Annotated in this window: 24 protein-coding genes and 1 tRNA gene; 10 read left to right on the forward strand and 15 right to left on the reverse strand. The window is 62.5% G+C overall.

Annotated features, from left to right (window positions below):
* Window positions 1-14 precede the first annotated feature (14 nt).
* A complete protein-coding gene (locus tag BG457_RS03795) occupies window positions 15-413 on the reverse strand; it encodes a hypothetical protein (protein ID WP_139257536.1) in 399 nt (132 codons plus the stop codon).
* A 233-nt stretch (window positions 414-646) separates the two neighbouring features.
* Window positions 647-1,234 carry an NADPH-dependent FMN reductase gene (locus tag BG457_RS03800; RefSeq protein WP_071795675.1) on the reverse strand — a complete coding sequence of 196 codons (588 nt, stop codon included), beginning with the start codon at window positions 1,232-1,234 and terminating at the stop codon, window positions 647-649.
* 169 nt (window positions 1,235-1,403) lie between these two features.
* On the opposite strand from BG457_RS03800, the gene cobT reads away from it, so the two are divergent.
* Window positions 1,404-3,272, forward strand: a complete 1,869-nt coding sequence (gene cobT, locus BG457_RS03805; RefSeq protein WP_071796034.1) for a cobaltochelatase subunit CobT — start codon at window positions 1,404-1,406, stop codon at window positions 3,270-3,272.
* A 458-nt stretch (window positions 3,273-3,730) separates the two neighbouring features.
* Here cobT and BG457_RS03810 read toward each other — a convergent pair whose 3' ends face one another.
* The 5 genes from BG457_RS03810 to BG457_RS03830 form a co-directional block, all read right to left on the reverse strand.
* Window positions 3,731-3,901, reverse strand: coding sequence for a YodC family protein (locus tag BG457_RS03810; RefSeq protein ID WP_071795676.1), 171 nt, complete (start codon window positions 3,899-3,901; stop codon window positions 3,731-3,733).
* 73 nt (window positions 3,902-3,974) lie between these two features.
* Window positions 3,975-4,277, reverse strand: coding sequence for an addiction module antidote protein (locus tag BG457_RS03815; RefSeq protein WP_071795677.1), 303 nt, complete (start codon window positions 4,275-4,277; stop codon window positions 3,975-3,977).
* A gap of 2 nt (window positions 4,278-4,279) precedes the next feature.
* The gene (locus BG457_RS03820) at window positions 4,280-4,570 is read right to left on the reverse strand and encodes a type II toxin-antitoxin system RelE/ParE family toxin (protein ID WP_071795678.1); all 291 of its coding nucleotides are present in this window, start codon (window positions 4,568-4,570) and stop codon (window positions 4,280-4,282) included.
* A 179-nt stretch (window positions 4,571-4,749) separates the two neighbouring features.
* Window positions 4,750-4,825 (reverse strand) — tRNA-Ala (locus BG457_RS03825).
* A gap of 96 nt (window positions 4,826-4,921) precedes the next feature.
* A complete protein-coding gene (locus BG457_RS03830; RefSeq protein ID WP_071796035.1) occupies window positions 4,922-5,236 on the reverse strand; it encodes a TIGR02300 family protein in 315 nt (104 codons plus the stop codon).
* Window positions 5,237-5,363: 127 nt separating this feature from the next.
* On the opposite strand from BG457_RS03830, the gene BG457_RS03835 reads away from it, so the two are divergent.
* Entirely contained in the window at window positions 5,364-6,128 is a 765-nt protein-coding gene (locus BG457_RS03835; RefSeq protein ID WP_245770921.1) for a M48 family metallopeptidase, read from the forward strand.
* On the opposite strand, the gene thpR is transcribed toward BG457_RS03835, so the two are convergent.
* From thpR to BG457_RS03855, 4 genes are all read right to left on the reverse strand, one after another.
* Window positions 6,083-6,649 carry an RNA 2',3'-cyclic phosphodiesterase gene (gene thpR, locus BG457_RS03840; protein ID WP_084657454.1) on the reverse strand — a complete coding sequence of 189 codons (567 nt, stop codon included), beginning with the start codon at window positions 6,647-6,649 and terminating at the stop codon, window positions 6,083-6,085. The two genes, BG457_RS03835 and thpR, sit on opposite strands and share 46 nt — an antisense overlap.
* A 5-nt stretch (window positions 6,650-6,654) precedes the next feature.
* Window positions 6,655-6,978: an antibiotic biosynthesis monooxygenase family protein gene (locus tag BG457_RS03845; protein WP_071795679.1), complete on the reverse strand. Its 324-nt coding sequence runs from the start codon at window positions 6,976-6,978 to the stop codon at window positions 6,655-6,657.
* A 47-nt stretch (window positions 6,979-7,025) separates the two neighbouring features.
* On the reverse strand, window positions 7,026-8,285 hold the full coding sequence (locus BG457_RS03850) for a vWA domain-containing protein (protein ID WP_071795680.1): 1,260 nt from the start codon (window positions 8,283-8,285) through the stop codon (window positions 7,026-7,028).
* Window positions 8,286-8,371: 86 nt separating this feature from the next.
* Window positions 8,372-9,271, reverse strand: a complete 900-nt coding sequence (locus BG457_RS03855; protein ID WP_071795681.1) for an AAA family ATPase — start codon at window positions 9,269-9,271, stop codon at window positions 8,372-8,374.
* Window positions 9,272-9,475: 204 nt separating this feature from the next.
* Here BG457_RS03855 and BG457_RS03860 point away from each other — a divergent pair, with 204 nt between their 5' ends.
* The 3 genes from BG457_RS03860 to BG457_RS03870 all read left to right on the forward strand — a co-directional run bounded on the left by BG457_RS03860 (window position 9,476) and on the right by BG457_RS03870 (window position 12,754).
* Window positions 9,476-11,449, forward strand: coding sequence for a heme lyase CcmF/NrfE family subunit (locus BG457_RS03860; RefSeq protein ID WP_071795682.1), 1,974 nt, complete (start codon window positions 9,476-9,478; stop codon window positions 11,447-11,449).
* Window positions 11,446-11,910 carry a cytochrome c-type biogenesis protein gene (locus BG457_RS03865; RefSeq protein ID WP_139257537.1) on the forward strand — a complete coding sequence of 155 codons (465 nt, stop codon included), beginning with the start codon at window positions 11,446-11,448 and terminating at the stop codon, window positions 11,908-11,910. The genes BG457_RS03860 and BG457_RS03865 overlap by 4 nt, the downstream gene beginning before the upstream one ends.
* A gap of 67 nt (window positions 11,911-11,977) precedes the next feature.
* Window positions 11,978-12,754 carry an enoyl-CoA hydratase-related protein gene (locus BG457_RS03870; protein ID WP_071796039.1) on the forward strand — a complete coding sequence of 259 codons (777 nt, stop codon included), beginning with the start codon at window positions 11,978-11,980 and terminating at the stop codon, window positions 12,752-12,754.
* Between the two features lie 64 nt (window positions 12,755-12,818).
* On the opposite strand, the gene ccmE is transcribed toward BG457_RS03870, so the two are convergent.
* The 4 genes from ccmE to BG457_RS03890 form a co-directional block, all read right to left on the reverse strand.
* Complete coding sequence (ccmE, locus tag BG457_RS03875) at window positions 12,819-13,268, reverse strand: cytochrome c maturation protein CcmE (protein WP_071795683.1); 450 nt, start codon at window positions 13,266-13,268, stop codon at window positions 12,819-12,821.
* A 14-nt stretch (window positions 13,269-13,282) separates the two neighbouring features.
* A complete protein-coding gene (gene argC / locus BG457_RS03880; RefSeq protein WP_071795684.1) occupies window positions 13,283-14,311 on the reverse strand; it encodes an N-acetyl-gamma-glutamyl-phosphate reductase in 1,029 nt (342 codons plus the stop codon).
* Between the two features lie 79 nt (window positions 14,312-14,390).
* Complete coding sequence (locus BG457_RS03885) at window positions 14,391-15,203, reverse strand: glutamate racemase (protein WP_071796040.1); 813 nt, start codon at window positions 15,201-15,203, stop codon at window positions 14,391-14,393.
* Between the two features lie 75 nt (window positions 15,204-15,278).
* Window positions 15,279-18,692, reverse strand: a complete 3,414-nt coding sequence (locus BG457_RS03890) for an indolepyruvate ferredoxin oxidoreductase family protein (RefSeq protein ID WP_071795685.1) — start codon at window positions 18,690-18,692, stop codon at window positions 15,279-15,281.
* 160 nt (window positions 18,693-18,852) lie between these two features.
* Here BG457_RS03890 and BG457_RS03895 point away from each other — a divergent pair, with 160 nt between their 5' ends.
* The 5 genes from BG457_RS03895 to grxD all read left to right on the forward strand — a co-directional run bounded on the left by BG457_RS03895 (window position 18,853) and on the right by grxD (window position 23,532).
* Entirely contained in the window at window positions 18,853-19,746 is an 894-nt protein-coding gene (locus tag BG457_RS03895; protein WP_071795686.1) for a LysR family transcriptional regulator, read from the forward strand.
* A 474-nt stretch (window positions 19,747-20,220) separates the two neighbouring features.
* Window positions 20,221-22,392, forward strand: a complete 2,172-nt coding sequence (purL, locus tag BG457_RS03900; RefSeq protein ID WP_071796041.1) for a phosphoribosylformylglycinamidine synthase subunit PurL — start codon at window positions 20,221-20,223, stop codon at window positions 22,390-22,392.
* Window positions 22,389-22,832 (forward strand): ribose 5-phosphate isomerase B, encoded by a 444-nt coding sequence (gene rpiB, locus BG457_RS03905; RefSeq protein WP_071795687.1) that lies wholly within the window; start codon window positions 22,389-22,391, stop codon window positions 22,830-22,832. The genes purL and rpiB overlap by 4 nt, the downstream gene beginning before the upstream one ends.
* A gap of 82 nt (window positions 22,833-22,914) precedes the next feature.
* Window positions 22,915-23,157 carry a BolA/IbaG family iron-sulfur metabolism protein gene (locus tag BG457_RS03910; RefSeq protein WP_071796042.1) on the forward strand — a complete coding sequence of 81 codons (243 nt, stop codon included), beginning with the start codon at window positions 22,915-22,917 and terminating at the stop codon, window positions 23,155-23,157.
* A 15-nt stretch (window positions 23,158-23,172) separates the two neighbouring features.
* Complete coding sequence (gene grxD / locus BG457_RS03915; protein ID WP_071795688.1) at window positions 23,173-23,532, forward strand: Grx4 family monothiol glutaredoxin; 360 nt, start codon at window positions 23,173-23,175, stop codon at window positions 23,530-23,532.
* Window positions 23,533-23,585 lie beyond the last annotated feature (53 nt).

The following is a 23,585-nucleotide window of genomic DNA, read 5'->3' on the forward strand; positions in this document are numbered from 1 at the left end:
CCTGACGGAATTGATCAGGTCTTGCTGATCATCTCATCGGCGAAAGACGCCACGATGAATGTGTTCTTGTCGGCCGTATAAACATAGCCCGCCACTTCATCGATGCCGGTCTCGATGGTCAACTGCAACAGATCCGCGACGCGGGTGTTCATGTCGAGAAGCCCCTCGACCTTGTTGCGCCGGTCAGCAATGGCCCCCCGCAGCGAGGGCGGTAGGCTGGCCGTATCAACAACCGCATTGGCGATATCATAGACATATTTGTCCCAGGCGAAAGTATAGCCCGCGACTGTGTCGATATCATTGCCAAGCTTGCGCGACATGTCTCTGAGCGACATCCCCATATCGAGCATCTTCTGGGATTTCATGAACTTTTCCACGGCAACGCGTGCCGCATCGCGGTTAACATTAGGCATATCCGCCTCCATTTCTAAAAAAGATTCATTCAAATGCCCCGGCGGAAAATCCACCGAGTACCCAGACACTCTACCTTAAGGTGATTCGTTGCAATCAAAATTATCGCCTACCGTGCGTTGCGTTTCCGGCCGGTCGAGGTCTGCAACAAAATTCCCGCAGCACCAGAGGCGCTGCGGGAATTCTTCACGTCTCACGCTCAAGGACGAAAGGAGGGTAGCCCCGGTCACGCCTGTCAGGCGCGCGCCGCCATCGTGGCGCGTGTCCACCAGTCAAGATCCTCGAACATCGCGTCAGCCGATGGCCCGATCGATCCTTCAATATCGCTCAGGGGCTTGTTCTGCTCGCCCAAGGGATGCACGGCGAAGAAATCGCTGCCCCCGATATGAACTGCCGAGCGCGTGGAAACCATCTGCAGCTCGATCCCGATGGTGCGCAGATGCTCTGCCGCGCGCGTGCCGCCGACCGAGCCGTAGCTCACAATGCCGAATGGCTTGCGGTTCCACTCGACATAAGCCTGATCCAACGCGTTTTTCAGCGCGCCGGGGATCGACCGGTTGTATTCCGCTGTCACGAAGATGAAACCGTCAAAACGCGCGATGGTCTCCTGCCATTTCAGGGCGGCGGGATCCTGCGTGGGCGCCCAGGCATTCGAAGCGACTTCATTGAACAAGGGCAGGTCGAATTTTTGCAGATCAAGCAGTTCCACCTCCCAGTCGCCACGCGCCTTGGCGCGCTCAAAGATCCAGTTCGCGGGCCTCTCGCCGAAGCGCGAATCGCGGGTGCTGCCGATAATCACGGCGATACGAGGGGTGGTGGACATGGAAAACTCCTGTTGTTTGTCTGTGCCTTATCTGGTGCCAGAACGGCAGCGTGCAAAGCTTTGTGCCCGCACATACGCTGTGCGAAAATCCAGCCCCCACGGAGAGTTGCTTTCCATCGGCGCAGGGCTGGTCTATCTCTGGGGCAAGCATCAGGGACACGCGCCGCGCATGACAAAATCCGACAACCCCGCCGATCCGTTCAAGAAGGCCCTGTCCGAGGCCACGCGCACTCTGGCCGATGCGCCCGATCTGACCGTGACCTATTCGGTCGACCCGCCAGGGCTGAGTGGCGACGCGATGCGCCTGCCGCAGGTCACCCGCCGCCTGACCCGCGACGAGGTGCTTCTGGCACGCGGCACCGCCGACACGCTGGCGCTGCGTCGGCGCTTCCATGATGCGGCCTGTCACAGCAGATACATGCCGCAGGGGCAGATGGCGCGCGACCTCTATCAGGCGATGGAGGAAGCACGCTGCGAAGCTGTGGGCGCGCGCCATATGCCCGGCACTGCCAAGAATATCGACGCGCGAATCGCCCATGAGGCCACGCGCAAGGGCTATGCCCAGATCCGCAGCCGCCAGGACGCCCCGCTTTCCGTCGCGGCCAGCTACATGATCCGGCAACTGGCCACGGGCCGCGACCTGCCCGCCGGTGCGGATCATGTGCTTGACCTGTGGCGCGGCTTCATCGAGGAGCGCGCGGGCGAAACACTCGAAAATCTGGATCAGGCGCTGACCGATCAGGGCGCTTTCGCAAAGCTCGCGCGCCAGATGATCGCGGATCTGGGATATGGCGATCAGTTGGGCGATGACCCCGACGATCAGGGCGACGAGGATGAGGGCACCGAAGACGACAGCGAGGACCAGCCCGACGAGCCGGAAAACCCCGACAGTCAGGGGCAGGATGAGCAATCCGAAGACGAGACATCCGAGGATAACCCCGCGCAGGATGCGGCCGAGGCCGATATGGCCTATGACGAGGACGCGGACGAGGATATGTCCGACGAAACCCAGATGCCCGAGGCCGAAGCCCCGCGCGAGCCGCCGCCCCCGCCGCCCCATTCCGAGGCCAGCGCCGAGTACAGGGTCTTCGCCACCGATTTTGACGAGGAAGTGCGCGCCGAGGAGCTGGCCGAACCTGCCGAGCTTGAGCGCCTGCGCGCCTATCTCGATCAGCAGTTGGAGCCGCTGAAAGGGGCCGTGTCGCGTCTGGCCAACAAGCTGCAGCGCCGCCTGCAGGCGCAGCAGAACCGCTCATGGCTCTTTGATCTGGAAGAGGGCATTCTCGATGCCGGGCGGCTGGCGCGCGTTGTTGCCAATCCGACCACCCCGCTCAGCTTCAAGCAGGAGAAAGACACCGAGTTCCGCGATACGGTCGTGACGCTTCTGCTGGACAATTCCGGCTCCATGCGCGGACGGCCCATCTCGATCGCCGCGATCTGCGCCGATGTTCTGGCCCGCACGCTGGAACGCTGCAACGTCAAGGTCGAGATCCTGGGCTTCACCACCCGCGCCTGGAAAGGCGGGCAATCCCGCGAACGCTGGCTGCAAGAGGGGCGCAGCGCCCAGCCCGGACGGCTCAATGATCTGCGCCATATCATCTACAAACAGGCCGACGCGCCCTGGCGTCGGGTGCGCCCCAATCTGGGCCTGATGATGAAAGAGGGCCTGCTGAAGGAAAATATCGACGGCGAAGCGCTCGAATGGGCGCATCGGCGCATGGTCGCCCGCCCCGAGGCGCGCAAGATCCTCATGGTCATCTCGGACGGTGCGCCGGTCGATGATTCGACCCTTTCGGTCAATGCCGCCAATTATCTGGAAAAGCATCTGCGCGACGTGATCGCCATGGTCGAGCGGCGCAAGGCGGTGGAATTGCTGGCCATCGGCATCGGCCATGACGTGACGCGCTATTACGAACGCGCGGTCACCATCACCGATGTCGAACAACTGGCGGGCGCAATGACCGAGCAACTCGCCGCCCTTTTCGACAAGGATCCCCGCGCACGCGCTCGGTTCGCCGGGATCAAGAGCGCGCGCTGAGACTGCGCCGCAGACATGAAAAAAGCCCTGCGCGAAGCAGGGCTTTTTTCAATGCATGTCAGAGATTTGGTGGAGCCAAGGGGAGAAGACTTCTCGCTTCAGCACACCATTATATTTCATACACTTAGCACTCAAGAGCCACATTCAAGATACCCGTATTTGTGGCCCAGTTCAAGCAAGAGAACACATCGGAAAGCAGCCAGTGTGGAACCACCGCGACCATTTCGATGCGATCTCACCCAGCGTTATTGAGCGAAAACAGTTGATCCGTTACCTAAGGTCGCGCGACTTTGTGGCAGTCTGTCACTTGGCACAGGTGGACCCGCAAGCCGTGTTGCGCAGCTATAGGCCGGAACGGTTTCAGTTGCGGGCGCGGGCGGCATGATTCGCGAGGCAGACAACGAACGAACCGGGCCGGTTCTACACATGCTGGATCAGCGCAATCACGTTGGCTGAGATTAGCTGCCCTTTTTGGTTAGTGACGTAATCGGAAAACTCGATCCAGCGTTTTTCTTGCCGTCAAACCATTCGCAGTAAGCTGCACCATCTTCTATCCAATTTATGGTCATCAAAGGGCCACCGGATTTCAGTTGCACCACATCGCCAGCGGCAAGAGATTCAACACTCATTTTCTTCTCCTGAGACTACGTTAATCTGAATTTTTAGGGGAAAGCGCTTGTCGCTCAGTGCTCCTGACCCGAATCATTCCGCCGAAACTGCGGGGGTCGGCGACGCGCTCATGGTGACACCGAGCGCCTTCATTACTCCGAGAACAGTAGAAAGTTTAGGATCACCTTTTGGACTGAGCGCCTTATACAGCGCTTCGCGTGTAACTCCGGCTTCCTTGGCAACGTGTGACATGCCTCTTGCGCGCGCAACCACGCCGAGCGCGTTTGCGATATAGGTAGGGTCAGCGGTGGCAAAGGCATCTGCCAGAAGGTCAGCATGATCTTTGTCACTCGCCAGATATTTGGCCGCATCGAACGGCTTGATTTGCAGTGCCATGTTCAAACCTCCTTCGCCATTTCCTTCGCCCGCGCAATGTCACGAGCCTGACTACCTTTGTCGCCACCACAAAGCAGAATGATTACCACCTGTTGCCGCGTCACAAAGTAAAGCCTGTAGCCGGGACCATAGTGAATGCGTAATTCACTAACCCCATCACCGACGGGTTCCACGTCGCCGAGAAGCCCAGACTGCGCGCGAACGATCCGCTTGGCTATCCGAGTCTGTGCCTGCGTATCACGCAGGCCATCTAACCAAGCTTCGAACTCTTCAGTCTGAACAACCTCGAACATTGTGTGAAATATAGTTCACAGTTGTCACTCTGTCAATCGGCCAGCGTGCGGGGAGTTAGGAAAAGTTTCTAACGAATCCGAACGAAACAAAACGCACAACCCGTTACCCCAGACGTTACCCGGAGAAGAAAAAGCCCCGCACTAGCGGGGCTGTTTTTCGTGTAAGTCTTTGTTTTATTTGGTGGAGCCAAGGGGAGTCGAACCCCTGACCTCTTGAATGCCATTCAAGCGCTCTCCCAACTGAGCTATGGCCCCACCGTTTCGCCGCTTTCGCGTGGCGTGCGTGCCTCTTACGAAAGCGCGAATGCCAACGCAACAGGAAAATCTGTCCTGTAGCGCAGAATTCAGACCTCAGTCTTCGTCATCCGAGGCGACATCGGCCAGATCATCCAGCGCGACGGTATCATCGTCATCATCTTCAAGCAGTTCATCATCCACCTCGACGGCATCATCCTCGTCATCGACCAGCAGATCATCATCATCCTCGATCGCCGAAGCTGCCTTGGCTTTCAGAGAGGCAATACCTGCCTCTTCGCGCCGGTCCTGCGCATCGATGGGCACGATCTTGCCGGTATACGGGCTGACGACCGGGTTCTTGTTCAGATCGTAAAACCGCTTTCCGGTTTCCGGGCAGACGCGCTTCACGCCCCATTCTGGATTGGACATCGACATTTCCTTCATTCGCGTGCCTTCCTTCAAGCCCCGTGCCGTGCCATAACTCGGCCAAGCTGTAAAGACCCGAGCGCCCCTATGGCACATGCGGGGCGCGATTTGCGGCAAGAAGGATATGGGCTTGGGGCAGAGCGCGCGCAAGGGCACAGGAATACTGGTCAGGGACGACACCGCGCTTCTGGCCGGGCAACCCGAGATTGCCGTCGGCCTGCGGCGATCGGCGCAGGCACGCCGCCTCAATCTGCGGGTCTCCGGCCTTGACGGGCGCGTCACCCTGACCATGCCGCGCAGCCTGCCTCTGGCCGAGGCGCTGGCCTTCCTGCGCGAGAAGGAAAGCTGGCTGCGCGCCGCCATCACCCGCGTGCCAGAGCAACGCAGCATCCGCCCCGGCCATGACATCCTGCTGCGCGGGCGCCTGCTGCGACTCACCGAAAGCCCCGGGACCAGACGCATCACCGAATCCGCAGAGGCATTGCTGGTGCCACCCGACCCTGACGGGCTGCGCACCGCCACCCGTGTCGCGGCCTATCTCAGGACCGCAGCGCAGGCCGATCTGCTGCCAGCCGTCGATCACTATGCAAGCGTGCTCGGGCACAGCGTCAGGGCCATCAGCCTGCGCGACACCCGCTCGCGCTGGGGCTCCTGCACGGCGGATGGGCGGCTGATGTTCTCCTGGCGGCTGATCATGGCCCCGCCGGATGTGCTGCGCTATGTCGCCGCGCATGAGGTCGCGCATCTGCGCCATATGGACCATTCCCGCGCCTTCTGGGGCTGCGTGCGCGGGCTGATGCCGGATTATGCCACGCATCGCGACTGGCTGCGCGCGCATGGTGCGACGCTTCACGGATATTGCTTCAGCGCGCGCCCCGCAGCCGAGAACGGGTAGCGCTCCAACACATCATATTGCGCCCCGTCGCTGCGCAGATGCGAGCGGTAGAGCACCAGATCCGAGACCTCGAAGCTGTCGGTACGAAACCCCGCATCGCGCGCGACAGCCGCTTCCAGTTCCGGCTGATGAAACGTGCCGGGCTTGAGATAGGCCAGCGTGACATGCGGGGCAAAACGCCGTGCCTCGGGCGCAAAGCCACTGGCGCGCGCCAGCCGCAGCAGTTTCTCATGCAGCGCGGTCAACTCCGGGCTGGGCGCGACCCGCGCATGCAGGTTATGCGCCTTGGCCCCGCCAAACAGCCCCAACCCCTCGATACGCAGATCAAACGGCGCGACTTCCAGCCGCATCAGCGCGCCATCGAGTTCCTCAAGCTGAAACCGATCCGCCTCGCCCAGAAAGACCAGGGTGATGTGGAAATTCTCGGGCGGCAGCTTGCGCTTCACCGGCATCAGGAACTGTTGCAGCACCAACTGGCTGCGAATCGCCATCGGCAGATCAAGCGCCAGAAACACCCGCATCAGGCTCAATCCGGCGCGAAAGTGGCCGCGACCTCATACATCACCGGCTCGAATCGCGCGCACATGGCGGCAATCGCGCGGTTGCGCTCGCGCATCTCGGTGGTGCGCAGCATCGCCTGAAAATCCTCGCGCGCGCGCCATTGCGAATAGGTCGCGATCCGGGTCTGGGCGTCATTGACATGGATCGCCACTGCGCGAAATCCGGGCTGGTGGCGGATCACCTGCGCATAGGCATCCTGCAACGCCTCCAGCACATCCGCACAAGTCCCCGGTGTCATCTCGAAAGTGCTGATCACGGTCTGCCCGTCGCTATTGGTACTGATCTGCATGGCTGATTTCCCCTTTCCCCCCATCGTCGCGCAATGGGGCCGCGAAATCAATCACTGAGCATGGCCATCAGCCGCGCCTTTTCGCCCCGGTCCTGCCCGTCCGAGATCGCCTCGGCCAGCGCTTCGAGCGAGGCGATGGAATGGGCCGCGCGAAAGGCATCGACATGGGGCAGCATGGCGCGGATCCCGCGTGCGCGCGGCGCGAAACTGTCCCAGCGCAACAAGGGGTTGAGCCAGATCAGCCGCCGCGATGACAGATGCAGCCGCTCCATCTCGCGCGCCAGCAGCGCCGGGTCGTCCCGGTCCAGCCCGTCCGAGATCAAGAGCACTACCGCCCCCTGCCCCAGCACCCGGCGCGACCAATCGACATTGAAGGCCCGCAGACAGCCCCCGATCCGCGTGCCGCCCTGCCAGTCCTGCGCCTCGGCCCCGGCGGCATTCAGCGCCGCATCCACATCGCGGGCGCGCAGATGGCGGGTGATATTCGTCAGCCGGGTGCCGAAGGTGAAGGCATGCACCTTCGCCCAGCCCTGCCCCTGCCGGTTGGCAACCGCATGGACGAAATGCAGCACCATGCGCGAATATTGCGACATCGAGCCCGAAATATCGCACAGCACCACCAGCGCGGGCCAGCGGGTGCGGGGCTTGCGCAGATGCAGGCGCGTGATCTCCCCGCCTTGGCGGATGCTCATCCGCATCGTGCGCCGCCAGTCGGGTCTGCGCCCGTGCGGATCGGCCTGCAAACGGCGCGTGGCGATGGGCTTTACTGGCAAGGACAGCCGCGCCAGCATCCGCTTGGCCGCTGCGGCCTCCTCCGCAGACATCTGTTCGAAATCGAGCACGCGCAATCGTTCCTCGCCTGAAGCCGTCTGCGAGGCGTCGATCTGGATCTCGGTATCTTCGGTGTCTTTGATGCTGTCCGGCAGCTCCGGGGCCTCGGCCCCGTCGAGAAGCGCCTCTGCTGCGCGCCTGGCCGCCGATTCGGCTGTTCTTTCCTCGGCGACATTGCGGAGCGCCGGCAGCATCAGCGACATCATATGTTCCAGATAGCGCGGATCGCGCCAGTAGAGGCGGAAAATCTGGCCAAAGACCTGCCGCTCTTCGGGCCGGTTCACGAAAACCGCATGCAGGGTCCAGTAGAAATCGGCCTTGCGGTCAAAGCCTGCCGCCGCCACGGCCTCGATCGCCGCCCTCACCCGCCCCGGCCCGATGGGCAGCCCCGCCCGGCGCAGGGCGCGCGCGAAATGGGTGATGTTATCGACCAGCTTGCCATGCTCGGGGATCGGCAGATCGGGGTAGCGCGCCATCGCTCAGGCCATATCAGGGGCGTGGCCCCTCACCAGCCCCGCAAGGGGGCTGGTTTCACCCCAGAGTATTATTGGCAAGATGAAACTCATGCCGGTTCCAGCGATTGCCGGGCCTCGTCGAGGATCTTCTTCGCCTCCAGCCCTTGCAGGCGCGCGATATCATCCTGATATTTCAGAATTGCGCCCAGCGTGTCGGAAATCACCTCGGGCGAAAGCTCCAGCACATCAAGCGCGAGCAGGCATTTCGCCCAGTCGATGGTTTCGGCAACACCGGGTTTCTTGAACAGATCCTCCATGCGCAACCGCTGGACAAAGGCCACGATCTCGCGCGAGAGCCGCTCCGAGGCTTCGGGCGCGCGGGCCGCAAGGATTTCCAGCTCGCGCGCGAAATTCGGATAATCGACCCAGTGATAGAGACAGCGGCGCTTGAGCGCGTCATGCACCTCGCGCGTGCGGTTCGAGGTCAGGATGACGATGGGCGGTTCTGCCGCCCTGATCGTGCCCAGTTCGGGGATCGTGACCTGAAAATCCGACAGCGCCTCCAGCAGGAAGGCTTCAAAAGGTTCGTCCGTGCGGTCGATCTCGTCGATCAGCAGCACCGGCGCGCCGCCGGGCTGCGGGCGCATGGCCTGCAAAAGCGGGCGCTCGATCAGATAGTCCGGCCCGAACAGCTCGGCGCGCAGATCCGCCTTGTCGCCCGTGGCCTCTGCCGCGCGGATGGCGATCATCTGGGCCGCGAAATTCCACTCATAGACCGCAGAGGCCGCATCCAGCCCCTCATAGCATTGCAGCCGGATCAGGCGGCGGCCCAGCGCCGTGGCAATGGCCTTGGCGATCTCGGTCTTGCCCGTGCCGGGTTCGCCTTCGAGGAAGATCGGCCGGTTCAGCCGCAGCGCAAGAAAAGCAACCGTCGCAAGTGCGCGATCCGCAATATAGGATTGCTGCCCCAGAAGCGCCTGCACATCGTCGATACTGCTGAAAACCATGCCCCTGCCGCCCGAAACGCTTTGCGACAGGCTGGCGCGCTTGCCCGTCCGGGTCAAGCCCGTCGCGCGGTGCCTACGACCAATGAACGAGACCGGGTCGCCAAACTGTGACGCCGGGTCGCGCCCTGACAGGGCTTGCGCGCTTTGCCTGAGAGCGGATTTGCGCTAGGAGTCTCGCAACGCAGTCTGGGACATCCTGAAGACATGATCGTCGAACTTGGACATTTCGCCCTGATCCTCGCCTTCGCTGTGGCGCTGGCGCAAAGCATCATCCCGCTGGTCGGCGCGCATAAGGGCTGGCGCGACTGGATGGTGGTGGCCAATCCCATGGCCACTGTGCAATTCCTGCTGGTGGGCTTCAGCTATGCCGCCCTCACCTATGCTTTCCTCGTGTCGGATTTCTCGGTCAAGCTGGTGGTGGACAATTCCCACACGCTCAAGCCGCTGATCTACAAGATCTCCGGCGTCTGGGGAAACCATGAAGGCTCGATGCTGCTCTGGGTGCTGATCCTCGCACTTTTCGGGGCCTCGGCCGCATGGTTCGGGGGCAACCTGCCCGCAACCCTGCAAGCGCGGGTGCTGGCGGTGCAATCGGCGATCACGGCGGCCTTCATGGCCTTCACGATCTTCACCTCCAACCCCTTCACAAGACTGGCTTTTCCGCCCTTCGACGGGACCGACCTGAACCCGCTTCTGCAAGATCCCGGCCTCGCCTTCCACCCGCCCTTTCTCTACCTCGGCTATGTCGGACTTTCGATGGCTTTCAGCTTCGCCATCGCCGCGCTGATCGAAGGCCGGGTCGATGCCGCCTGGGGCCGCTGGGTGCGGCCCTGGACGCTCGCCGCCTGGGTGTTTCTTACCATCGGCATCGCCACCGGGTCATGGTGGGCCTATTACGAATTGGGCTGGGGCGGATTCTGGTTCTGGGATCCGGTGGAAAACGCCTCCTTCATGCCATGGCTTTTCGCGGCAGCACTCCTGCATTCGGCCATCGTGGTCGAAAAACGCGAGACGCTGAAAAGCTGGACCATCCTGCTGGCGATTCTGGGTTTCGGCTTCTCGCTGATGGGCACATTCATCGTGCGCTCGGGGCTCTTGACCTCGGTCCATGCTTTCGCCATGGACCCCGAGCGCGGTGTGTTCATCCTGATGATCCTCGCCGGGTTCATGGGCGGCGCGTTAACCCTTTTTGCCTTCCGCGCCCCGGTGCTGGAGGCCAAGGGCGTCTTCGCCACGGTCAGCCGCGAATCGGCACTTGTGATCAACAATGTCCTGCTGGCAGTGTCATCCTTCGTCATCTTCATCGGCACGATGTGGCCCCTGATCGCGGAAATGCTCTTTGACCGGGTGCTCTCGGTCGGCCCACCCTTCTTCAACACTGCCTTCACGCCCTTCATGGTGGCGCTTGCCATGGTGCTGCCCATCGGCGCCATGGTGCCGTGGAAACGCGGCAATCTCGCGCGCGTGATGCAGCCACTCTGGGGCATCGCGGCCTTCTCGGTCGCGATGGGAGCAGTGACTTGGGCCCTGCAAACCGGCAATTCGCCGCTGGTGCCGGTGGGGCTGGCGCTGGGGCTCTGGGTGGTGCTGGGCTCTGCGGTCGATCTCTGGACCCGGACCGGGCGCGGCAGCATCGGCAATCGCGCCAGGCGCCTGACCCGCCTGCCGCGCGCGGATTGGGGCAAGGCCACGGCCCATACCGGGCTGGGCGTGACCATCTTCGCCGTGGCGGCGCTGGTCGGCTGGGAGAGCGAAGATATCCGCGTCGTCCAGATCGGCGAGAGCTTCGAAAAGGGCGGCTACACCCTGACCCTGACCTCGGTCGACCGCGTGCAGGGGCCGAATTATGTCTCGACCATGGGCACGCTGGAGGCGCATCGCGACGGGCGGCTGATCACCACACTGCACCCGGAAAAGCGCTTCTACCCGATTGCGGGCATGCCCACGACCGAAGCCGCGATCGATTACAAGATCCACCGCGATCTCTATATCACGCTGGGCGATCCGCAGGATAATGGGGGCTGGGCAGTGCGCACCTATATCAAACCCTTCGCGAACTGGCTGTGGTTCGGCTGCTTCCTGATGGCGCTCGGGGGCATTTTCAGCCTGACCGACCGGCGATTCCGCGTCGCCGCCGGGGCGGCGCGCAAGGGCCCGAATGCGGTGCCGGCAGAATGAGCTGGCTGCGCATTTTCCTCATCGGGCTGGCCATCAGCCTCGCCAGCCCTTCGGTGGCGGTCCAGCCCGATGAGATACTGGATGACCCCGCGCTTGAAAGCCGCGCGCGCGATATCTCGGCGGGGTTGCGCTGTCTGGTCTGCCGCAACGAATCCATCGACGAATCGAACGCGGAACTGGCGCGGGACATGCGGCTTCTGGTGCGCGAACGGCTGGTCGAGGGCGACAGCGATGCCGAGGTTCTGGCCTTTATCGTCGAACGTTACGGCGAATATGTGCTGCTGCGCCCGACCACCGAAGGCGCGAATATGCTGCTCTGGATCGCGGCACCGGTGCTGTTCGTGATCGCGCTCCTGTCCGCCGGGCTCTATCTGCGGCGGCGCGCCAATGCGCCGGAACCCGGAAAGGACCGGCTCAGCCCCGAAGAAGAAGCGCGGCTGCGCGAACTTCTCAAGGAGTGACGCACCGTCCGGGCTTCCCTTGGCGGCTGGGCGCGATACTCTGCGCGCAAAGCCCGGAGGGATGACCATGGAATATGACACGCTTCTGACCCGCGAAGAGGGCGGGATCGGCACGATCACACTGAACCGCCCCGAAGTCATGAACGCCCTGAACAAACAGATGCGGGCGGAACTGACCCATGCGCTGAAAGAGATCAGCGCGCGGGTGCGGGTGCTGGTGCTGACCGGTGCCGGGCGGGCGTTCTGCTCGGGGCAGGATCTGGGCGATGGCGGCAATGCCGCGCAGATCGATCTGGAACGCACGCTGCGCGAGGAATATGAACCCATGCTGCGCGCGATCTATGACGCGCCGGTGCCGGTCATTGCCGCCGTGAATGGCAGTGCCGCAGGCGCCGGGGCCAATCTGGCGCTGGCCGCGGATCTGGTGATCGCAACCGAATCGGCAAGTTTCATTCAGGCTTTCAGCCGGATCGGCCTGATCCCCGATGCGGGCGGCACATGGTTCCTGCCGCGCCAGATCGGCTTTGCCCGCGCGATGGGGACGATGCTGCTTGCCGACCGGATCAGCGCGCGGCAGGCGGCCGACTGGGGCATGATCTGGGAGGCCGTGGCCGACAGCCAGTTCGAAAGCCAGTGGCAGGCCCGCGCGGCGACCCTGGCTGCGGGGCCGACGATTGCCTATCGCAATATCCGCAAAGCGCTGCGCAAGAGCCTGTCCAATCCCCTGGACACACAGCTGGCGCTGGAAGCGCAATTGCAGGCGGAAGCGGGCAAGACCCGCGACTTTCAGGAAGGGGTCATGGCCTTTCTGGAAAAGCGCCCTGCGCAATTTGAAGGCCGTTAGGCGGCGCTGTAGGGTGCGTGGGAACCACGCACCTTACTTCACCGGTCGCGCTGTTCCGAAAGCGTCAACTCTGCGGATCCGGCCCGCGCCATTCGCCCTGTTCTTTCAGGGCTTCCATCACTTCGCGCGGCATATAGGTCTCGTCATGCTTGGCCAGGATCTCGCTGGCCTGAAACACCCCGTCAACAAAGCGTCCGGTGCCCACCATGCCCTCATTCTCCGAGAAGAGATCCGGCAGGATCCCCCGGTAATGCACCTCGACCGAGGCAGGACCATCGGTCACGCGAAACACCACCGTATCCGACTGACCCCGCAGGATCGAGCCCGGCTCCACCAGCCCGCCAATACGAAATACTTCATGTGGCGACGGCGGTTCGGCCAGGACCTGCGAGGGCGAGCGGAAGAAATTGATCCCGTCGCGCATCGCATAGCCGATCAGGGCGGTGGAAAGCGCGAGCGCCACGGCTGCGACCGAGATGATCTGGATCCGACGGGTTTTCTTCAGGCTCTTCATGTCTTCCTCTCACGTCACGGGAAGAGGGGCGCGCCCATCAGACCTGCCGTCTCTTCCAGTCCCAGCATCAGGTTCGCATTCTGCATCGCCTGCCCGCTGGACCCTTTGCACAGATTGTCCAGCGCCGCGATCACCAGCGCCCGTCCGGGCACGCGATCCCCGACGACGCCAATATGCACGAAATTGGACCCGCGCACATCATGCGTCGAGGGGGTTGTGCCAAAAGGTAGCACGCAGATCATTGATTCAGCGCAATAGCGGGCCTGCAAAACTTCGTGAATTTGCGCAGCATCGCCGTCAAGCCAGGCGGTCGCGAGGATCCCCCGGTTCATCGGCAGCAAATGCGGCGTGAACTGGATATGCACGGGCCGCCCGGCCAAGGCACTGAATTCCTGATCAAATTCGCCCAGATGCCGATGCGTGCCACCCACGGCATAGGCCTGGGTGCCCTCGGAAAGCTCGGCATGCAGCAGGTTTTCCTTCAGCGCCCGCCCTGCCCCGGAAACCCCGCATTTCAGGTCCAGAATGATGCGGTCCAGATCGATCACCGCCGCCTCGATCAGCGGGAGCAGCATGTATTGGCCGGTTGCGGCATTGCAGCCGGTGCCCGCGACCAGACGGGCGGCGCGGATCTCGTCGCGGTAGAACTCGGTCAGGCCATAGACCGCTTCCTTCTGGATCTCGGGCGCGGCATGGGGTTTGCCATACCATTTCGCATAGGCTTCCGGGTCGCGCAGCCGGAAATCTGCTGATAAATCAACGATTTTCAGAGCGCGCGGCAGGTCCTTGACAACAGCTTGCGAGGTCGCATGCGGCAGCGCACAGAAGGCCAGATCGATGCTGCTGAAATCCACATCCTCGATCCGGCACAGATCGGGCAGGTCAAGATGGCGCAGAAACGGGAAGACCTGCGCCATGGGCTGGCCGGCCTTGCGCTCGCCGGTCAGCGCCGCAATCCGAAGATCGGGATGGGTCGAGATCAGCCGGACAAGCTCTGCACCCGTATAGCCAGAGGCTCCGAGGATGGCGATGGATTTGGTCATTGTCTTTTTCTTTCAACGTCTTGCGAAGCCGCTGATCGCTCAGGCGCTCCGCGCGGGAGTATTTGGAGCAAGATGAAGCTCAGGCGGGTCGGAAGGTGATCTGGCGGCGCAGGAATTGCGTGGCCTTGCGCGAGACATTGACCGGATCGCCAGTGGTCAGAAACGCGCTTTCGCGGCCCGCGCCCAGCATTTCCGGATGGCGTCTGAGGTAATCATCAAGGCTGGCGGCGACCAGATTGGGCTGGGAATAGACGTCGACATTGGGCCCCAAAGCGTCACGAAAGGCATGTTCTACAAGGGGATAGTGGGTGCAGCCCAGCACGGCGGCCTCTGGTCGCGGCATGCGGCGCAGGAGCGATTCGACATGGCTATGCACCAGGGCTTCGGCAAGCTGCATGTCGCCCTGCTCGATCGCGTCCACGACACCGCCGCAGGGCTGGGCCTCGACATCGACACCGATGGCGCGGAAAGCCAGTTCGCGCTGGAAGGCCCTACTAGATACGGTAGCAGGCGTCGCAAAAAGCGCAACATGCTTGACGGCCACCTCGCGCGGGGGGGAGTTATCGCCCCATTGGCGTTCGGTCAGCGCCTCGATCAGCGGCACGAAAACGCCCAGCACGCGCTTGTCGGCGGGTACCCAGGTTTCCTGCATGCGTTTCAGCGCCGCCGCAGAGGCGGTGTTGCAGGCCAGGATTACCAGATCGCAGCCTTCCTCCCAGAGCCGTTCGACATTGGCGCAGGTGAGGTCGAAAATATCCTCGGCATCGCGCACACCATAAGGCGTATGGGCGTTATCCCCCAGATAAACAAAGGGAATTTCGGGCAGGCGCTCGGTCAATGCGCCCAGGACGGTCAGCCCGCCCAGCCCGGAATCGAATACGCCCACTGCCATTTTGCCTGTCTCCGGCCCTGAAAACCCTGCGCCTTGCATAGAACCGGGAGGGTCGAAAATCCAGCCTGATTGCGCCTATTCGGCGGCGATCCGGTCGGGGGGCGCGTGGAAACCGGCCAGAAGCTCGGCGCGGCGGCGCTCTGCGGCCTCGGCATTGCGGTGCTTGACCGGACCGAAGCCGCGCACCTTCAGGGGCAGTTCCGCAATCTCAACCGCAAGCGCATGATTTTCCGGGGTTAATTGCGGCAGAATCTGCAAGATCAGGCTCTCGTAGTCGCGGATCATCTGCCGCTCCATCCGCCGCTCGGCCGAATAGCCAAAAGGGTCCAACGGGGTGCCGCGCAAACCCTTCATCGCCGCCAAGAGTTTGAAAGCCTTGAGAATCCATGGTCCAAATCTGCGCTTCACCGGGCGGCCATCCGGCCCCATGCGCGCCAGAAGCGGGGGGGCGAGATGGAAGCGCGGGGTGAAACCGCCCTCGAACTCCATGCGGGCTTTGTGCAAGCTGTCCAGATGCAGCCGGGCCACTTCATACTCGTCCTTATAGGTGAGAAGCTTGTGATAACCCTTTGCAATCGCTTCCCTCAAGCGGTCATCCGGGGCCTGATCGACGAGCTTGCGGAAAGTCTTAACCAGTCTTTTCGACTGGTATGCGGCAAGATGGTCTTCGCGCAGCCGGATTTTTTCATCCAGTGAAAGCGGCTTTCGGATTAATTTATCGTTCAGCATTTGCGCCGCAGCCTTGGGATGGACCACCGTCCAGCGGCCCAGCGCGAAGGCGCGGCTGTTGCCGTCAACCGCCGTGCCATTCAACTCGACCGCGCGCAGGAGTGACGATTCGGTCAGGGGAATCAGCCCCATCTGCCAGGCCGCGCCCAGCGCCATCATGTTCGAAAAAATACTGTCGCCGAGCAGGCGCTTCGCCAGATCAGTATAGTCGAAGAGGCGCAGTTTCTCGCCCAGACGGGCCTGAAGCGCGATTTTCAGATCCTCGGTGGGGATGCGGAATTCGGTGTTGCGGGTGAATTCGCCGGTGATGATTTCATGCGCATTCACCGCCGCCCCGGTCTGGCCCTTGCGCATCAGACCCATGGTTTTGGCGCCTGCTGTCACCACCAGATCACCGCCGATGATGCAATCCGCCTCTCCCACCGCGACGCGTATCGCATTGATATCCTCGGATTTTTCGGCGATGCGGCAATGGATATGCACCGCGCCGCCCTTTTGCGCGAGCCCCGCCATTTCGATCAGCCCCGCGCCCTTGCCATCCAGCTGCGCGGCCTGGGCAAGGATCGCGCCGACGGTCACGACGCCGGTGCCGCCGACCCCGGTGATGACGATATTATGCGTGCCGCTGATCGCGGGCAGCACGGGCGCGGGCAGATCGGGCAGATCCACACGCTCTGTTGTCGATTTTTTTACCTTTGCCCCCTCTAATGTGACGAAGGAGGGGCAGAAGCCCTGAAGGCAGGAGAAGTCCTTGTTGCAGGAGGATTGGTCAATGGCGCGTTTGCGTCCGAATTCGGTATCGACCGGCACGATGGAGACGCAGTTCGATTGGACCCCGCAATCGCCGCAGCCTTCGCAAATGTCGGTATTGATGAAGACGCGTTGATCGGGGTCGGGAAACTGGCCGCGTTTGCGGCGGCGGCGTTTTTCGGCGGCGCAGGTCTGGATATAAAGGAGGACCGAAACACCGGGATAGCTGGCGCAATCGCGCTGCACATTGTCGAGACCGGCGCGCGGGTGCCAGCCGACGCTGGACGGAAAATCGGCGCGGACGGGTTCTTCCTTCTCGTCGAACACGACCTCGATCTTGGCCACCCCCATCGCGGTCAGTTCATGGGCGATCCGGTCGGGGGTCAACCCGCCCTCGTTCTTTTGCCCGCCGGTCATGGCGACTGCATCGTTGAAGAGGATCTTGTAGGTGATATGCGTGCCTGCGGCGAGGGCGGCGCGGATGGCCTGCACGCCGGAATGGTTATAGGTGCCGTCGCCCAGATTCTGGAACACATGCGGGCGGGTCGAGAAAGGCGCCTCGCCGATCCAGTTCGCGCCTTCGCCGCCCATCTGGGTGAAGCCCGTGGTCTGGCGGTCCATCCACTGGACCATATAGTGACAGCCGATGCCGGCATAGGCGCGGTGGCCTTCGGGCACTTTGGTCGATGTATTATGCGGGCAGCCCGAACAGTAGAAGGGCAGCCGCGCGGCGAGATCGGTTGCATTATCGGCGCGGCGGGCCTCGGCGATGCGCGCGAGCCCGGCTTTCACGCGGTCGGTGCCGCGACCTTCCTCGATCAGGATATCGCCGATCTTCTCGGCGATCATGATCGGGTCGAGCGCGTAGCGGGTGGGGAACAGTTCGACCTGACGGCCATGTTCCCAGGTGTCGCCCTTGTGCCAGCCATAGACGCGGCGGCCACGGCGGTCGTCGAAAATCGCTTCCTTGACCTGCACCTCGATCAGCTTGCGCTTTTCCTCGATGACGACAATCAGCTCCAGCCCCTCGGCCCAGTCGTGAAAGCCGGTCATGTCGAGCGGGAAGGTCTGGCCGATCTTGTAGGTGGTGATGCCAAGGCGCAGCGCCTCTTCGGGGCCGATGCCCAGCAGGTCGAGCGCATGCACCAGATCGAGCCAGTTCTTGCCCGCCGCGACAAAACCGATCTTCGCGCCGGGCTTGCCCCAGATGCGCCGGTCCATCCGGTTGGCATGGCTGAAGGCTTCGGCGGCGAAGCGTTTATGGTCGATCATGCGCGCTTCCTGCGCGACGGGGGTGTCGATCAGGCGGATATTGAGCCCGCCCTCGGGCATGGGGAAATCGGGGGCGGTGAAGCGCATGCGATGCGGGTTGCCATCGACCACCGCCGTGGCCTCGACATTTTCCTTCATGGTTTTCAGACCGACCCAGACGCCCGCGAAGCGCGACAGCGCATAGCCGTAATGGCCAAAGTCGAGCAGTTCCTGCACTCCGGCGGGCGAGAGGACCGGGATATAGGCATCTACCATCGCCCAGTCGGACTGGTGCAGCACGGTCGAGGATTCGCCGGTATGGTCATCGCCCATCGCCACCAGCACGCCGCCATGACGCGACGTGCCCGCCATATTGGCATGGCGGAACACATCGCCGGTGCGGTCAACCCCCGGTCCCTTGCCATACCAGAGGCCAAACACCCCGTCATAGCGCCCCTCGCCGCGCAGTTCCGCCTGCTGGCTGCCCCAGAGCGCAGTGGCGGCGAGATCTTCGTTCAGCCCTTCCTGAAAGCGGATATGGGCGGCGTCGAGCAGTTTCTTCGCGCGGGTCATCTGCAGATCCACCGCTCCCAGCGGCGAGCCGCGATAGCCGGTGACATAGCCTGCAGTGTTCAGACCGGCGGCCCGGTCGCGGGCCGCTTGCGCGAGCATCAGACGGACCAGCGCCTGAGTGCCGTTCAGGAGCACGGGCGACTTTTCAAGGTCGAAACGGTCTGTCAGCGATATATCCTGACGCATTTTTGCACCTCCCGTTGCAGCTTTGCGTATAGATCCATCATAGGTCAATATCTCTGACCTACAAAGCGGATTTTGAGGTTTATCCGCTTTTGTGATCGGTCCATAAGCCCCGGAACGAATCGGTCACGTTTGCGGAAACGTGTGATATGGATGTTGCGCTATGGACTGGGACAAGCTTCGAATATTTCATGCGGTCGCGGATGCGGGCAGTCTGACCCATGCGGGTGACGTGCTGCAGCTGTCGCAATCGGCGGTCAGCCGACAGATTCGCGCGCTGGAAGAATCACTGGATACGATTCTGTTCCACCGCCATGCACGCGGGCTGATTCTGACCGAACAGGGCGAATTGCTGTTCGATGCCACGAAAACCATGTCGCGCACGCTCGAATCGGCGGCGGCGCGGATCCGCGATGCCGAGGATGAGGTTTACGGAGAATTGCGCGTGACCACGACCACGGGGTTCGGCACGCTGTTTCTGGCGCCGCGCCTGCCCGCGCTTTATGCGCAATATCCCGATCTGAAAATCGATCTGATGCTGGAAGAGCGGGTGCTGGACCTGCCGATGCGCGAGGCCGATGTCGCCATCCGCATGAAGGAACCGAGCCAGGCCGATCTGATCCGCAAACGGCTGATGACGGTGAATATGCGGCTCTATGCATCGACCGAATATCTGCGCGCCAATGGCACGCCGCAAGCGCTGGATGATCTGGCGGATTTCCGGCTGATTTCGCAGAATATCTCGTCGCAGCAGGTCAGTGTCGGCGCACAACTGATCCGGGAATTGACGGCGCGACCCTTGCGGTCGAGTTTCACCGTGAACAACTATTTCGGCGTGTTGCAGGCGGTGCTCAATCATCTGGGGATCGGCGTGCTGCCGGATTATGTCTCCGAGGATTTCCCCGATCTGGTGCATGTGCTGCCCGATGTCGCAAGCGGCGATATTCCGGTGTTTCTGGCCTATCCCGAAGAGCTGCGCCATTCGCGCCGGATCAGTGCCTTTCGCGAATTCGTGGTCGAGGAAATCGTGGCCTATCGGCGGGCGCGCCAGACCTGAGCGGGCGAATGCAACCTGAGGCTGTGCCCAATTGTCACATGAGGCATGTATGCAACGCATAGCGGCAATGTTGCAGGCGCAGAAGCATTTAACTTGCGTAACGGATGTGCAATACCTTAATTCACTTCAAGGGCGTGATTGATTTTTCCATGCCCTTACCTCCCTGTTGGACTTAGGCCGAGCAGTATTGCTCGGCCCTTTTTTTATTGCGCCTTGCGGCTACGGCGCGACAGGTTCTGCCTTTGGCACCCAAGCCCCGGTTTTCATTTTGCCGCTTTTCCAACCGGTCTGAGCATTCGCGCGCCGCAGTGCAGCGAGCGCAGCGCGATTGGTCGGTTTTGGCTTGACGGGCCACGAAGCCGCGCTTGCGCGCTGCCCCCCTTTCGCCGGTTGCGCCTTTGGCTTATGGGGAATGCGACGCCCGCGGATGCTGCGCGGGCCAAGCCAGAAAGCCGCGTGAAAGGGTGCCCCGCCATGACAGATCCCGTCCTCACCGAAGAGTTGATTGCCGCGCATGGGCTGAAGCCCGATGAATATGCGCGCATCCTCGACATTATCGGGCGGGAGCCGACTTTTACCGAGTTGGGCATTTTCTCGGCGATGTGGAACGAGCATTGTTCCTATAAATCCTCGAAGAAATGGCTGCGCACGCTGCCGACCTCTGGCCCGCAGGTGATCTGCGGCCCCGGCGAGAATGCGGGCGTGGTGGATATCGGCGACGGGCAGGCGGTGATCTTCAAGATGGAGAGTCATAATCACCCGAGCTATATCGAGCCCTATCAGGGCGCGGCGACCGGGGTGGGCGGCATTCTGCGCGATGTGTTCACCATGGGGGCGCGTCCGATTGCGGCGATGAATGCGCTTTCCTTCGGGGAGCCGGGTCATCCCAAGACGGCGCATCTGGTGCAGGGCGTGGTCGAGGGCGTCGGCGGTTATGGCAATGCCTTTGGCGTGCCGACGGTCGGCGGTGAAGTGCGCTTCCATGCGGCCTATAATGGCAATTGTCTGGTCAATGCCTTTGCCGCGGGTCTGGCGGATGCGGACAAGATTTTCTATTCGGCGGCCTCGGGCGTGGGCATGCCGGTGGTCTATCTGGGCGCCAAGACCGGGCGCGATGGCGTCGGCGGGGCGACCATGGCCAGCGCCGAATTCGATGACACGATTGAAGAGAAGCGCCCCACGGTGCAGGTGGGCGATCCGTTCACGGAAAAGCGTCTGCTGGAAGCCTGTCTGGAGCTGATGGCATCCGGCGCGGTGATCTCGATTCAGGATATGGGGGCTGCGGGGCTGACCTGTTCGGCGGTCGAGATGGGCGACAAGGGGGGGCTCGGGATCAAGCTGCAGCTTGACGATGTGCCGCAGCGCGAGGCGGGGATGACCGCCTATGAGATGATGCTGTCGGAAAGCCAAGAGCGGATGCTGATGGTGCTGAACCCGGCGCTGGAAGATGTGGCGCGGGCGATTTTCGAGAAATGGGATCTGGATTTCGCGATTGTGGGCGAGACCATCCCCGAGGACCGGTTCCTGATCCTGCATGGCAATGCGGTGAAGGCGGATTTGCCCTTGTCGAAACTGTCGTCGAGTGCGCCGGAATATGACCGGCCCTGGGTTGAGACGCCTGCGGCGGCGGAACTGGGCGAGGTGCCGGAGATTTCGGCGCTGGACGGGTTGCGGGCGCTGATCGGCGCGCCCTCTTACGCGCATAAGGCCTGGGTCTGGGAGCAATATGACAGTCAGGTGATGGCCGATACGCTGCGCACGCCGGGGCTGGGGGCTGGCATCGTGCGGGTGCATGGGAGCGAGAAGGCGCTCGCGTTTACCAGCGATGTGACCCCGCGCTATGTGAAGGCGAACCCGTTCGAGGGTGGCAAGCAGGCGGTGGCGGAAGCCTATCGCAACCTCTGTGCGGTGGGCGCGCGGCCCTTGGCGAGCACGGATAACCTGAATTTCGGCAATCCCGAAAAGCCCGAGGTCATGGGGCAGTTCGTGGGGGCGATCAAGGGGATTGGCGCGGCCTGTGCGGCCCTCGATATGCCGATCGTGTCGGGGAATGTCTCGCTTTACAATGAAACGGATGGGCGCGCGATCCTGCCCACACCGACGATTGGCGCGGTGGGGCTGATTGATCATGTGGATGAGATCATTGCCGGGCTGCCCGAGGATGGCGATCTGGCGCTGGTGATCGGCGCGACTGCCGGGCATCTGGGGCAATCGGCGCTGCTGACCGAGGCTTTCGGGATCGAGGGCGGCGATGCGCCTGCGGTCGATCTGGAGGCCGAGCGCAGGCATGGGGAGTTCCTGCGCGCGAACCGTGCGCTGGTGAAGGCGGCGTCTGATCTGTCGGATGGCGGGCTGGCGCTGGCGGCTTTCGAGATGGCTGAAGGCGCGGGTCTGGGGGTCACGCTGGAGGCGGGCGATATCGCGACGCTCTTTGGCGAGGATCAGGCGCGGTATCTGATCGCCTGCAGCTTCGATCAGGCGGAAGCGCTGATGGTCGCGGCGGGGCAAGCGGGGGTGCATCTGGAAACCGTGGGGCGGTTCGGCGGCGACACCGTGCGCTTCGGGCAGGAAAGCGCGGCGCTGGCGGAGCTCTCGGCTGAGTATCGCGGGGCGTTTGCGCGGGCGGTTTTCGGGGGTGCAGCATGAGCCGGCGGATTGCTCTTGCCTCGGATCACGCGGCGATCGAACTGCGCCGCGCGATAGCCGCGCATCTGGGCGCGCGCGGGGATGTGGTGGTTGATCTGGGGCCGGAGACGCCCGAGAGCATTCCCTATCCCGCGCAGGGGGCGGCGGCGGCGAAGCTGGTGGCCGCAGGCGAATGCGATCTGGGGATCGTGGTTTGCGGCACGGGTCAGGGGATCATGATGGCCGCGAATAAAGTGCCGGGGATCCGCTGCGGGGTCTGCAGCGATACCTTCTCGGCGCGGATGATTCGGCAGCATAATGACGCGAATATGCTGGCGCTGGGGGCGCGGGTGCTGGGGATCGGGCTGGCGCTGGAACTGGTCGATGCCTTTATGGACGCGGAATTCGAGGGCGGGCGCCATGCCACGCGGGTCGATATGATCCGGGCGATGGAGGGCTGAGGCCACCTTCGCGCGATTGGCGGCGCTTGATCTGCCCCTGCGCCGCGATTACCTTGGATCCAGCAACACGGGAAAGGCACCGATGGCCATTACAGTCGAGGAACTGGAGACGCTTCTGAAAGAGGGGTTTCCGAATGCGCGCGTCACGATCACCGATCTGGCGGGTGACGGCAATCACTATGCGGCGGAAGTGATCGACGAGAGTTTTCGCGGGCTGAACCGCGTGCAGCAGCAGCGCGCGGTCTATGCCGCGCTGAAGGGCAAGATGGATGGCAGCCATGGCGAGTTGCATGCGCTGGCCCTGACCACCAAGGCCCCGGATTAATCAGGAGAGACTGGCATGAGCGCCGCAGAGCAGATCAAGGATACTATCGGCAAGCACGATGTGGTGCTTTATATGAAGGGCACCAAGACGATGCCGCAATGTGGCTTTTCCAGCCGCGTGGCGGGGGTGCTGAATTTCATGGGCGTGGACTATGCCGATGTGAATGTGCTGGCCGATGAGGCGATCCGGCAGGGGATCAAGGAATTCTCGGACTGGCCGACAATCCCGCAGCTTTATGTGAAGGGCGAATTTGTCGGCGGTTGTGATATCATCACCGAGATGACGCTTTCGGGCGAGCTGGATCAGTTGTTTGACGCCAAGGGCGTGGCCTATGACAAGGATGCGGCCGAGAAGATCCGCGAAGCCAACGCCTGAGTTTGCATTGAGTTTGTGCGAAGGCCCCCCGTGTTTTGCGCGGGGGGCTTTTC

Source organism: Natronohydrobacter thiooxidans (assembly GCF_001884735.1).
Taxonomy (GTDB): domain Bacteria; phylum Pseudomonadota; class Alphaproteobacteria; order Rhodobacterales; family Rhodobacteraceae; genus Roseinatronobacter; species Roseinatronobacter thiooxidans_A.